At 70.2% G+C, this 11,749-nt stretch carries 12 protein-coding genes; 5 read left to right on the top strand and 7 right to left on the bottom strand.

Annotated elements, in window-relative coordinates:
* Positions 1-20: 20 nt before the first annotated feature.
* From PXH83_RS29505 to pgfA, 3 genes are all read right to left on the bottom strand, one after another.
* Positions 21-698 (bottom strand): class I SAM-dependent methyltransferase, encoded by a 678-nt coding sequence (locus PXH83_RS29505; protein WP_274564470.1) that lies wholly within the window; start codon positions 696-698, stop codon positions 21-23.
* A 78-nt stretch (positions 699-776) separates the two neighbouring features.
* Entirely contained in the window at positions 777-1,982 is a 1,206-nt protein-coding gene (locus PXH83_RS29500) for a glycosyltransferase family 4 protein (RefSeq protein ID WP_274564468.1), read from the bottom strand.
* A 303-nt stretch (positions 1,983-2,285) separates the two neighbouring features.
* The gene (gene pgfA, locus PXH83_RS29495) at positions 2,286-3,230 is read right to left on the bottom strand and encodes a cell envelope lipid trafficking protein PgfA (protein WP_274564466.1); all 945 of its coding nucleotides are present in this window, start codon (positions 3,228-3,230) and stop codon (positions 2,286-2,288) included.
* Positions 3,231-3,468: 238 nt separating this feature from the next.
* Between pgfA and PXH83_RS29490 the strand changes: the two genes are divergently transcribed.
* Both PXH83_RS29490 and PXH83_RS29485 read left to right on the top strand, forming a co-directional pair.
* Positions 3,469-3,651, top strand: a complete 183-nt coding sequence (locus PXH83_RS29490) for a hypothetical protein (RefSeq protein ID WP_215131826.1) — start codon at positions 3,469-3,471, stop codon at positions 3,649-3,651.
* A gap of 88 nt (positions 3,652-3,739) precedes the next feature.
* The gene (locus tag PXH83_RS29485; RefSeq protein ID WP_274564463.1) at positions 3,740-4,927 is read left to right on the top strand and encodes a PucR family transcriptional regulator; all 1,188 of its coding nucleotides are present in this window, start codon (positions 3,740-3,742) and stop codon (positions 4,925-4,927) included.
* A gap of 164 nt (positions 4,928-5,091) precedes the next feature.
* Here the strand turns inward: PXH83_RS29485 and PXH83_RS29480 are convergent, their stop codons facing one another.
* The 3 genes from PXH83_RS29480 to PXH83_RS29470 form a co-directional block, all read right to left on the bottom strand.
* Entirely contained in the window at positions 5,092-6,057 is a 966-nt protein-coding gene (locus PXH83_RS29480) for a pirin family protein (RefSeq protein ID WP_274564461.1), read from the bottom strand.
* A 126-nt stretch (positions 6,058-6,183) separates the two neighbouring features.
* Positions 6,184-6,645 carry an ATP-binding protein gene (locus PXH83_RS29475; protein WP_274564457.1) on the bottom strand — a complete coding sequence of 154 codons (462 nt, stop codon included), beginning with the start codon at positions 6,643-6,645 and terminating at the stop codon, positions 6,184-6,186.
* 164 nt (positions 6,646-6,809) lie between these two features.
* Positions 6,810-7,178 (bottom strand): hypothetical protein, encoded by a 369-nt coding sequence (locus PXH83_RS29470; protein WP_274564455.1) that lies wholly within the window; start codon positions 7,176-7,178, stop codon positions 6,810-6,812.
* A 295-nt stretch (positions 7,179-7,473) separates the two neighbouring features.
* Here PXH83_RS29470 and PXH83_RS29465 point away from each other — a divergent pair, with 295 nt between their 5' ends.
* Positions 7,474-8,763, top strand: coding sequence for a phosphoribosyltransferase (locus PXH83_RS29465; protein ID WP_274564453.1), 1,290 nt, complete (start codon positions 7,474-7,476; stop codon positions 8,761-8,763).
* Between the two features lie 61 nt (positions 8,764-8,824).
* Here the strand turns inward: PXH83_RS29465 and PXH83_RS29460 are convergent, their stop codons facing one another.
* A complete protein-coding gene (locus PXH83_RS29460; protein ID WP_274564451.1) occupies positions 8,825-9,799 on the bottom strand; it encodes a zinc-binding dehydrogenase in 975 nt (324 codons plus the stop codon).
* Positions 9,800-9,962: 163 nt separating this feature from the next.
* Here PXH83_RS29460 and PXH83_RS29455 point away from each other — a divergent pair, with 163 nt between their 5' ends.
* Both PXH83_RS29455 and PXH83_RS29450 read left to right on the top strand, forming a co-directional pair.
* Entirely contained in the window at positions 9,963-10,811 is an 849-nt protein-coding gene (locus tag PXH83_RS29455; protein ID WP_274564450.1) for a GNAT family N-acetyltransferase, read from the top strand.
* 83 nt (positions 10,812-10,894) lie between these two features.
* The gene (locus PXH83_RS29450; RefSeq protein ID WP_274564449.1) at positions 10,895-11,647 is read left to right on the top strand and encodes a class E sortase; all 753 of its coding nucleotides are present in this window, start codon (positions 10,895-10,897) and stop codon (positions 11,645-11,647) included.
* Positions 11,648-11,749: the final 102 nt, after the last annotated feature.

Raw genomic sequence — 11,749 nt, 5'->3', positions numbered from 1 at the left:
CCGTTCCTCGCTTCGCTTGCTCATGGGCTTCGCCTGAGAATCAGCAACAGATTCCAGGTGGCGATCTCGCGGAGTCCCGGCACCCGGGTGATCGTGCTCGCGAAGAATGGCCAGTAACGGGACCGCGCCGTGACGACCTGCACGTCGTCACGGCCGCGGACGTGCCGCAGGGTGGGACCGATATGGACGGGGAACAGGTTTTCGCCGAGCGTGTGCTTGGCCTCGCGGCCGGTGCGCCGTTCGTAGCGATCGCGGGCCCGGTCGGCCCCGAGGTAGTGCCACGGCGCTGTCTCGTGCCCTCCCCAGGGGGAGAGCCAGTTGGTGAACGACAGGTAGATCAGTCCGCCGGGGCGGGTGACCCGCACCATCTCGCTGATGAATGTCTGCGGGTCCGACACGTGCTCCAGCACATTGGACGAGAAGCACACGTCCGCCGCGCCGTCGGCGAGCGGCAGCAGATAGCCGTCGGCGAGCACCGCGTCCTCGGTCACCGGGCCGCGGGCGCTCAGCTCCCGCAGGTCGGGCTCGAAGAGGTAGCTCTGCGCGCCGCGGCGGCGGAACTCCTCGGTGAAGTGGCCGCTGCCGCCGCCGATGTCGACGACGATCTTGCCGGGCAGGTCGATGTGACGTGCCACCTGTGCGACCGAGTCACGGGCCAGCAGGGTGTAGCACCGCTCGGGGTCGCTCTGTTCGCGCATGAACGCCCGGAAGAGGGTGGCCGATCGCCGCAGCGACGGATCCTTGAACGCGCTTTCGGTGACATCAAAAATGGCAGCTCACCTCCCGCGTCCCGGGGCGGAGGCGAGCGCTGCGGCCTCGGCGGCGACAGCCTGGAACTGACGGACCGTCGATCTCCAGCGGAAGCGCTTGGCGCGACGCGCGGCGGCACGTCCCATGGCTGCGCGCCGGTGGGCACTGAGGGACAGCGCGCACCACGCGGCGGCGAACGAACTCTCGCCCCGGGCCAGCACCCCGGTCTCCCCGTCCTCGATGGAGTCGCACAGGCCCGGTATGTCGAAACCGAGTGCGGGAGTGGCCCGGGCGGCGGCCTCGGTGACGACCAGCCCCCAGCCCTCGACGAGGGAGGGGTGCAACAGCAGCCACGCCTCGCACATCAGCCGGTGCTTCTCGGCCTCCGACACCCGGCCGGCGAACGTCACACCGGGGCCGGCCATGGCTTCCAGCCGCTCCCGTTCGGGGCCGTCACCGACGATGACGAGCCGGCCGCCGGTGACCGGACGGACCCGCTCCCACAGCCGCAGGAGCAGATCGATGCGCTTGTACTCCACCAGCCGGCCGACGGCCAGGAACAGCGGTTCGTTCGCTTCGGGCAGCAGCGCGCCGGGGTCTTCGACGCCGTTGTTGACGATCCGGATGCGGTCCGCGGCCACGCCGATGCCGCGCAGCTCGGAGGCGGTCGACTCGGAGACGGCCACCATCAGGTTGTTGCGGTGAGTGCCTGCCAGCGCCCAGTGCTCCAGCCTGCGGCCGAGCCGGGCCGCCGGGCCCGGGTAACGCATCTGCCAAAGGTCGGTGTGCACATGGTTGACCAGGCACAGCGTCGGTCCGCGGTGCCACAGCGGTGCCAGGTACGGCATGCCGTTGCACACCTCGACCAGCAGGTCGCAGTCGCCGACCTCGCGGGCAAACGTCTTCCTGGCGCGCAGGAAGTGTCCTGCGTCACCGCCTGCGGAGACCACTCGGTAGTCGCGTTCTGTGGCCGGGCCGCCACACACGAGCGTGACCTCGTGGCCGTCGGCGGTCAGACCGCCGGCTATCCGGTCGATGAGCAGTTCCGAGCCGCCGGCGGCCTGGTTGCCCAGGTCACGTCGGGCGAGGAAGGTGATCCGGCGCGGCAGAGGTTCCGCGACGGGTGCGATGTGCGGGTCAACGGCGAGCAAGTCGGTGACTCGGCTGCCAGTGCGGGCTTGAGCGGGGGAGTCCTCCTGGCCGGAGGCCAGAGCGGACGCGTGCTGGGGCATAGATGTGCTCCGACTCGGCGGCTGCGGGGGCAGGCGGGTGAGGGGTTGCCGGGCTTCCGGGGGTGAAGCGCTGGGCTGGCTCGGAGTGCGGGTACTGCCGGTACTGCGGTGACGGTGCCGACCGGGTGCGGTCGATGTGTGAGCACCGGGTCGGTGGCGGACTCCTGGGGGTGGGAGTCGGCTCAAACCGGAATGATTGGTTCTTACTGCGGGGTAACCCAAGTGTTCGTTCGAGTGATTCGTTCCACTACGCATGCAGGTGACAAGTTTGGGCTGATCGGCGGCCCGCTTTCATCACTCGCCTTAGTGTTCCGTCTGCCGACGGCCACGGATCAGCATCACCACGCCGGCGGCGGCAAGCAGACCGCCCGCGATCCCGCCCACAACGGGCACAGTCTCGCCGAGCAGCTTCAGCCGACTGCCGTCGTCGGAGGCCAGCGTCACCTGCTCGCGCCGGGTCGCCTCGGTGAACTCCAGCCGCTTACTGGACAGCAGCGTGACCGCGTCCTTCTTCGAACCCGGGGCCCGCAACGTCTTTGTCGGCGCGATCACCGCGTTCATGATCCGGCCCGTGCGCTGGTCCACCGTCAGCTCGATCCCCGCGTTGGAGTACCACTCCTCGGCGAGCACCTGGCCCTGCGGGCGGCCCACCAGCGCGCCGGGCACCTGACGAGTGCCGGTGGCAGTGGCCTTGACGGTGCCGCCGAAGAGGTAGCCCCGGTGGCCGCGGATCTTGGTGGTGCCCTTGAACTCCAGTGGCACGGCGGCACCCAGGGCGCTGTCCCACCAGGTGTAAACGCGCTTCTCGACATCGAACGGGAACTTCAGGTAGGCCTCGCCCTCGAACCTGGGCTTCTCCTCGCAGCAGCGCACCGGCAGGTTCGTCCGGCGGTCGGTGACCCAGCGTTCCGTGGTCCACTGCAGGGATTTCCGCGGGTCGGCCAGCGGCAGCGTCTTCGGGGTGTCGATCTGTGTCGACACGTCCCAGATCGCGTTTCCGCTGCGCTCGCTGCCGACGACGTCGCCCAGCACCCGGCGGGTGATCGTTATCGTCCGGCCGTCCACCGTGGAGACGGATCCGGTGTCGAAATAACTGCCCTCACCACTGAAGACCGTCGTGGAGTTCACGTCGGTCGGTGTGCGCTTGGCACGCGGCTCCACGTACCAGACGAGCAGCTGAGTGAGTACCAGCAGAAAAACACCAGTACCCAGCAGAATCAGGGAAAAACGCGACGTTGAACGGCGCATGCGGGTACTCCAATGCGGGCGGATGTGCGGGGCATTCGTGGACCGTGCGGGAAGGGGTCACACGCACGGATTTCAGCCTGTCCGGGCCGATGAGTGGCGTACCCGGGAGTAACAGCGCTGTGACCGGCGAAATTAGGCGGCTCTTGACCACCTGTCAATGCGACTCGCATACTGACGGCGCCGGACCGGGCCGGCGCGCTGGGTGACAACCTCATCGACAGAGAGGCCGATCATCCTCATGCCCAGACTGCTCGCCGCCTTCCTGACCTGCGTTGCCTCCGCCGTCCTGGCCACAGGCGCCGCATTCGGAATCGTCGCCGCTCTCAACGCCACACCCGAGCAGCAGAATGTGCCGCTCGTCACGTTCCCCGACCCTCCCGCCAACGGAACGTCCAGCACGCCGAGCCCCAGCGCGGGCTAGGTTGTAAAGATCCAGGCCGGCTGATCGAGCGGCATGCGGACGGACATCCAGGAGCGGTGCTGTGGAAGCGTCGTCAGCGTGGCACGACGTGCCACGAGAACGGATTCAGCGTTTCGCCGACCGCGCCCTGGAACAGGTCCCCGAGCTTGCACAGGACATCCTCGTCGCGATCCGACGGGAATATCCGGGTCTGGCGTTCATCGCCGACGAGTCCGGAGAGCCGAAGGCCCTGGTTGCGATCCGGCACGCGCTGGAGCTCTTCGTGGAGCAGATGACCACGGGGTCGGACCGGCCGCGCGCCCTTCCCGAGATGTTCCAGGACTTCGGGCGCGGCGAAGTCACGCAGGGGCGCAGCCTGGACTCCTTGCAGGGGATCTACCGGCTGGGCGTGCGCCTTTCCTGGCGGCGTATGGCGGAGATCGGCCAGCAGGTCGACATCCCGCCCGCAGCTATGTACGAACTCGCCGAGTCCGCGTTCGAGTACCTCGACGTCATGGTGGCCCAGTCGGTACGCGGCTACGCCGAGGCCGTCGCCCGCCAGGCCGGGGAGCGGCTGCGCCTGCAACGACAACTCGTCGAGCTCCTGCTCGCCGAGCACCGCACGGATCCGTCCGCCGTCCTCGCCGAACGCGCGGCCGGCGTCGGCTGGCAACTGCCCGAAAGGGTGGCGGTGGCCGTGCTGCTCCGCCCCGCCCAGGAGGCTGTCGCCCCCGCCGTGGGCGACGAGGTGCTGCTCGACATGGAGGGCGAGCAGCCGCGCATGGTGGTGCCGGACCCGGACGCCCCCGGGCGCGCGGAGTTGCTGCACCGGGCGACGGCCAATTGGTCCGGCGCGATCGGCCCGTCGGTTCCCCTGGCGAAGGCCGCCACGTCGCTGCGCTGGGCCGAGGCCGCCGTCGGGATGATCGAGCAGGGCCTGCTGCCGCAAGGGCGGCTCCTGCACTGCGGCGAACACGTCGAAGCCCTGGTGCTGCTGCCCTCAAGGGAGTTGATCGACGATCTGGCGCGGCGGCGGCTGGCCCATTTGGGCGAGACCGGCGGCCCCGCGCACGCCCACCGTCTCGCCGAGACCCTGCTGGCCTGGCTGGAAACGCGGGGTGGCGCGCCAGAGGTGGCCGCCCGGCTCGGAGTCCACCCGCAGACCGTGCGCTACCGGCTGAGACAGCTCCGTGAGTTGTGGGGCGAGGACCTGGACGACCCGGACCGCCGCTTCGAAATGGAGCTGGTGCTGCGCGCCCGGCGGCTGCGCGGTGATCTCGTCCCGCCGCCTGACTGACCGGGGTTACCCTGACGGGCTGTCGGGCCCGGCCCGCCGAAGAACTCCGCGTCGCGGCCGTACCGTGGATCGCTTACAAGCGCGGGCACCCCTGCCGCAGGACAGGCGAAGGGGCCCCGGCACCCGCACCTCTCGAGAGCGAGGCCAGTGCCCATAGCGCCAGGTCAACGCACTCGTCCGCGCGGTTTCAGGGCCACCGGCGGAAGCGCGGGAGCAGGCAGCCGACCCCCGTCGTAGCCCTTCACCTCGCCGAAGCGGCTGCCGGACATCCAGTCCCTCCTTGCCTCCTCGATCTCCTCGTGCGACCTCCCGACGAAGTTCCACCACATCACCAGTTCCTCCTCGAACGGCTCTCCGCCGAGGAGCATCAGGCCGGCGTCGGACTCGGCGCGCATCGGGAGTTCGGTGCGGCCGCAGCCCAGGTAGAGCATCGAGCCGGGGAGAACGGGCACGCCGTCGACGTGTGCCTCGCCGGACATGGACAGCACTGCGTACTCGAAGTCCGGGTCGAGCGGCAGCCGGGTCTCTGCGCCGCGCGTCAGGGCGATGTCGGCGCCGACGATCGGGGTGTACGTCGTACCGGGCGACGCGGCGCCGTCGAGTGACCCGAGGATGACGGTGGCGACGAGGCCGGGTGCCGTGACAGTGGGCAGACCGGCGTGGTGCTGGAAGCTCGGCTCTACGCCGCGGTGCGCGTCGGGCAGCGCGACCCACAGTTGGGCGCCGTGCAGGAAGCGGGCGTGCGGTTTAGGACTCTCCTCGGAGTGGCTGATCGCCCGGCCCGATGTCATCAGGCCCAGTTCGAGGGGCCGGATCGTCTGGAGGCTGCCGAGGCTGTCGCGGTGCAGGACTTCGCCCTCGTGCAGCCAGCTGACCGTCTGGAGGCCGAAGTGCGGGTGGGGGGCCACCTGCATGCCGGGCTCGTCTGCGATGTCGTCGGGACCGTAGTGGTCGACGAAGCACCATGCGCCGATCATGCGGCGGCCGAGGTTCGGCAGCAGTCTGCGTACCTCGGTGGACTCGCCGAGCTGGACCTTGCGGGCGGTGAGGAGTTCACGTACCGGCTCCGCGACGACAAAGCCGCGTCCGCCGCAGACCGAAGGCACGGCCTGGCGCTCAAGATTGCTCATGCGCACAACCTATTCCCGTGCGGCGGCTGCCCGGGAGTGCTCCGCGCCGACCAGATGGGCAGATTGGGCGCTGGGCGCGCAGAGGCCGGGCTGTGCTCCGTACTGGAGCGCAGCCCGGTTGAGCACCTAGGTGAGGGCAGGAGCGGGCTCCCGCTTGGAGTCGCGTACGCCCGGCAGGGGCGCCCGCGCCACCAGCCGGCTGTTGCGGGCCGCCTCGACGCGGCGCGTGAACCACACGACCTTTCCCTCGGACGTGCTGCAGGTTCCCCAGCTGTCGCTGAGCGCCGCCACCAATGCGAGCCCACCGCCACTGGCCGTGGCCAGGCGCGGCATCGGCGGGCCGTTGTCGGCCACGGACGCGGTCAGATGCTTGCCGGTCCAGCGGAGTTCAATGACGCACCAGTTGTCCTGACCGACGTGCCGGTGGACGTTGGTCAGCAGTTCGTCGACACCCCTGCACACGGCGTGGATGTGCGACTCGAGATCCCAGTGGCGGAGATGCGCGGCCACAATGCGGCGAATCTGGGAGACGCGCTCCGCCGAAGCGTGCAGTTCGACCGCGTAGTACCGGTCGCTGGGAAGTGTCATCGTCGTGGCTCCTCACCGCGAGGCTCACGAGCTTCACCTCGTTGCACCAACGACCCCCGAACACGAAGAGTGAGCGATAGTCCCTTTTGGGTCAGCAATATCGTGCCCCCGAGGAGCCGGAACCGCAACAGATCTTGGACGCGCCGTGTCATCCATCGCCACGGCTACCGGTTCCTCAGGCGCAGCTGGGTCTCCTGCTCCTGGTCGCCTGCCGCCATGCCGACAACCTCCACCACGAACGCGGACGCCAGACTGTCCTGCAACTGGGCGACCGCCCGGTAGCCGCCCTGGAGGTCGACCGTGACGGGTGCTGTGAGTCGCATGGGCCCGGGGACGGCGCGCTGTTCGGACACGTCGAAGGTCGCTGTCCACACCGTCGGCCGCCCGGCGACCACCTCGTGCGGCACGTCGTCGGCGGGCCGGTCGCCCGCGAAGGAGGTCCGCAAGGCACTGAAAACGGCGTGGGCGTCCTCCGCCGGACAGCCGGTGAGCTCTACTACGACTTCTGCCTCCGGATGTTCCGTGCTGTTCACTGCGGAACCTCTCTCTGCGGACCGACTGGCACTTCTCTGCCGGCTGCTTCTCCCCGCCGGCCGCCGCGACGGCATCGCGGCGCTACCAGGCTCACCCGGCGGGCGCTCGCCTGCGACCGGAACAGAGCCGCTCGGCCCGCACGCCGGACGCTCTCCGAGTGCCCCACCGCCGAGCCGGCACTCCCTTGATCGCGGCGGTGAGGCTGCCGCCGACTTGCATGGCACCCCGGAGGGGGTTAGTACGAAGTAGGTATGTACGTGGCTTCTGACTCCCCCGGGTAAGGGGTGAACCGCTGTGCTGTTCACCGATCGCGTGGATGCGGGCCGGCGTCTTGCCGAGGCGCTGGGGCACCTGGCAGGCGAGAAAACCATCGTTCTGGGCCTACCCCGGGGCGGAGTTCCGGTGGCCTTCGAAGTGGCGCAGGCACTGCACGCCCCCCTCGATGTGATCGTCGTACGCAAACTCGGCGTCCCGTACCACCGGGAACTGGCCTTCGGTGCCATCGGTGAGGGCGGGGTACGGGTCATCAGCGACGACATCGTCCGGCGCAGCGGGATCGCGGAGCAGGACATCGCGGCGGTCGAGCGTGCCGAGGCGGTGGAGCTGGAACGGCAGGCGCTGCGGTTCCGCGGCAACCGGCCGATGCTGTCGCTCGACGGCCGCACCGCGATCGTGGTGGACGACGGAGTGGCGACCGGCGCCACCGCGAAGGCCGCGTGCCAGGTCGTACGAGCGCACGGCGCGGCCCGCGTGGTGCTCGCCGTCCCGGTCGCGCCGCCGGACGCCGCCGCCACGCTGCGCAGCGCCGTGGACGAAGTGGTGTGCCTTTCCACGCCGAGCGCGTTCCGCGCGGTCGGCGAGTGGTACCACGACTTCTCGCAGACCCCCGACGAGGAAGTCATCGACCTGCTGGGGAAGGCCAATCGGCCGGCAGCCGGGGCCGACCGGTCGGAGGAAGTGGAAGTGGACGCGGGCGGGGTCCGGCTGGCCGGGGAGCTCGTCCTGCCGACGGGCGCCGGGGCGATCGTGATGTTCGCCCACGGCTCCGGCAGCAGCCGCCACAGCCCGCGCAACCGCCGGGTGGCGTCGGCCCTGAACGAGGCGGGCCTCGGCACCCTGCTGTTCGACCTGCTCACGACCGCGGAGGAAGCCGACCGCGCGAACGTCTTCGACATCGAAACGCTGGCCGGGAGACTGGTGGACACCACTCGTTGGCTGCGCAACCGCGAAGCCGTCCCGATCGGTTACTTCGGGGCGAGCACCGGAGCCGCGGCCGCGCTGCGGGCCGCCGCCTCGGCCGAGGCGGACGTCGGCGCTGTCGTGTCCCGAGGCGGCCGGCCCGATCTCGCCGGGCCCCGGCTCGCCGACGTACGGGCGCCCACACTGCTCATCGTGGGCGGCGACGACGCGAGGGTTCTGGAACTCAACCGGCAGGCGCAGGCGCAGCTGCGCTGCGAGAACCGGCTCGAAGTCGTCGCGGGCGCCACGCATCTCTTCGAGGAACCGGGGGCGCTGGACGAGGTCGCGGGCCTCGCGCAGGCGTGGTTCGTCCGGCACTTGGGGGCGACGCGGGCGGGCGAGTGAGGCGGGCGGGCCGGGCGAGCGCGTCACGCCATCACCCGTCTCGCTATCACCCGTCAGGCCGTCAGGCCGTCAGCACCACCTTGCCCTCGGTCTTGCGGGCCTCCAGGGCAGCGTGCGCGTCAGCGGCTCGCTCCAGTGGGAAGCGCGTGATCAACGGGACGAGGCTGCCGTCAGCCGCTGCCCCGAGCGACCGCTCCGCAAGCTCGCGCCAACCCCGTGAGGGGACCATGTTCGGCCCGATCGCCCAGGTGGCGGTGAGTTGGCGTTCGACCAGGTCGCGCGTGGTGATCCGGGTCGGCTCCCCCGCCGCCCAGCCGTGCAGCAGGAAGCGCCCCCCGGGGCCGAGCAGTTCCAGCGCCTCCCGGCCCCGTCGGCCGCCGACGCCGTCCAGGACCACGGTCACCCCGCGGCCGCCCAGAGCTTCGCGGATCCGGGCGGGCCAGTCGGCGTTCCGGTAGTCGACCGCGACATCGGCGCCGAGCGTACGTACGCGCTCCACCTTCGCGGGACCTCCTGCCACTCCCACCACGACCGCACCGGCCTGCCGCGCCGCCTGCACGAAGAGGCTGCCGAGGCCGCCTGCCGCCGACATCACCAGCACGACATCGTGCGCCGAAATCCGCGCGACTCCGAGCACTCCCTGTGCCGTGGCCCCGGTCGTGATCATCGCTACGGCGGTTTCGGCGTCCACGTGGTCGGGAACCGGATGCAGCGAGCCGACGTCCACGACCGCCCGCTCGGCGTACCCTCCGTCCCCTTCGAGCTGCGCCACGGCCCGGCGGCCCAGCCATTCGGTGCCCACGCCCGGACCCACCGCCGCCACGACACCGGCGACCTCCGCACCCGGGGTGACCGGCAGCTCCGGGGGCAGATGCGGGCCGACGCCGTGGCCGCGACGCAGCGTGGTCTCGATGAAGTGGACCCCGGCGGCCTGCACATCGATCCGCACCTGTCCCTCGGCCGGGACCGGGTCGGGTACCTCTTCGTAGGTGAGGTTCTCGGCGGGGCCGAAGACGTGCAGCCGTATCGCGTGCATGCGTACGCTCCTGAATCGTTGACCTGCGGTTGACCTGCGCGGGTGGGTTCAGGGACCACTGTTCAACGTCAACTGCACTTGAGGTCAAGGAAAGCCGGGCGAAGTGATCACGGACTGGGGTAGACCAGTGTCCGAAGCTTCCCGACGACCCCTTGGAGTGGAAGTGCCGGCTTTTGAGATCACCGTCGCGAGCGCCGACGACATGCGGCTCCTGGCGGACTGGGCCGATGCGGAGGGCTGGAACCCGGGTCACACCGACGGCCAGGCCTTCTTCGCCGCCGATCCGCGCGGCTTCCTGATCGGACGCCTCGACGGTGAGCCCGCCGCGTGTGTTTCGGTCGTGCGCTACGGATCCGACTTCGCGTTTCTGGGCTTCTACATCACGCGCCCGTCGCTGCGCGGCCAGGGTTACGGCATGCGGGTCTGGGACGCCGGTATGGCGCGGCTCGCCGGTCGCAACGTGGGGCTCGACGGTGTGGTGGCTCAGCAGGACAACTACCGTAAATCCGGGTTCCGTTCCGCCTGGAACAACATCCGGTACGAAGGTACGCCGTACGCCGACACGGCGGTGCCGTCCGGCATCACGCTGGTCGATGCCCGGACTCTGCCGTTCGATCAACTCGCGGCGTACGACCGCCAGTTCTTCCCGGCGCCTTGCGACAGCTTCCTCGCACCGTGGATCGCCGCGCCCCGGCGCACCGCCGTCGCCGCGCTCCACGACGGAGAACTGCACGGCTTCGCCGTCATGCGCCGCTGCCGTGCGGCGTCGCGCATCGGGCCGCTCTACGCCGGCTCGCCGGAGGTGGCCGCCGCCTTGGTGGGTGCCCTTTCGGCCACGGCGCCGGGAGAACCCGTGGCGATCGATGTACCGGACATCAATGCGAGTGCCGTCCGGCTGGCGGAGCGGCTGGGGCTGACGCCGTCCTTCGAGACGGCGCGGATGTACACAGGTGCGGTTCCGCGGATCGATCATGAGGGGCTGTTCGGCGTGACGAGCCTTGAGCTGGGCTGACGTATCGATCTCAGGTCCCGGACCGCGGTCCCCGGGCCCCAAGGGACGGGAACACTCGATCGGCTCGTGCTGTTTTACGTGGCATGTTCAGCCCCCGCTGCGTTCCCGCAGCGCTCGCCGGCACGCTCATCGTCGTACTGGCGGGGTGTGCCACCAGTGGCGGCGACAGCTCGGCCGACAAGCCCGCACCGGCTCCCGTCACGGTGCACTCGCCGGACACCTCGGCAAAGGCGGCGACAGCCGTCGAACCGGCGCCTGCCACCTCCTCCACCGAGCCGGCCGCACCCAAGAGCAGCACGCGGCACCAGACCGCCCTGCTCGCCATTCCGTCGATCGGCATCACTGACCTGCGCGTCGTCCCGTACGAGGGGACCACGGACGACTGGGCCGGCACACGGATCCAGGACCGCGGTGTGGCTGCCGGCCCGTACGGCGATCAAGGCGGTGTCGGGCCCGGCGAGGTCGGCAATTACCTGGTTACGGCGCACCGCCTTTCTGCCGGAGGGCCGCTGCGCGAGCTTCCGTCGGTCGACAAGGGCGACTCCGTCTTCGTGACGGCGGGCGGCAAGGTGTACGAGTACAAGATCACCGACACCAGGACGACCTCGTTCCGCTCCGAGCGGTCACTGGCCGAGCAGCGGGCCGCGGTTCCTGGCTCGCCGGGCAAGCGGCCCACCGAGCCGATGATCACGATCTCTACCTGTGCGACCCCGGAGGACGACGCGGCCGGGAACTTCTGGCGTGACGACAAGGGCAACCCCGAGCATCGCATCGACAAGATCGGCGTGCTGACCTCGTCGCGGACGGCGTCGGCAGGCACGCCGGACACGCCCTAAGGGTTCCTGAAGCGGCACACGCAGCCAGCCCGCCCCCGCCGCCCAGAGCCAAGGCCCCCGGTCGATGAGCGGGACGAGCAGCGCGGTCGGTGCCAGGCACAG

Origin of the sequence: Streptomyces spiramyceticus (genome assembly GCF_028807635.1) — a bacterium.
Taxonomy (GTDB): domain Bacteria; phylum Actinomycetota; class Actinomycetes; order Streptomycetales; family Streptomycetaceae; genus Streptomyces; species Streptomyces spiramyceticus.
The sequence above is the reverse complement of the archived record's forward strand: the minus strand, read 5'-3'. Positions and strand labels throughout refer to the sequence as shown.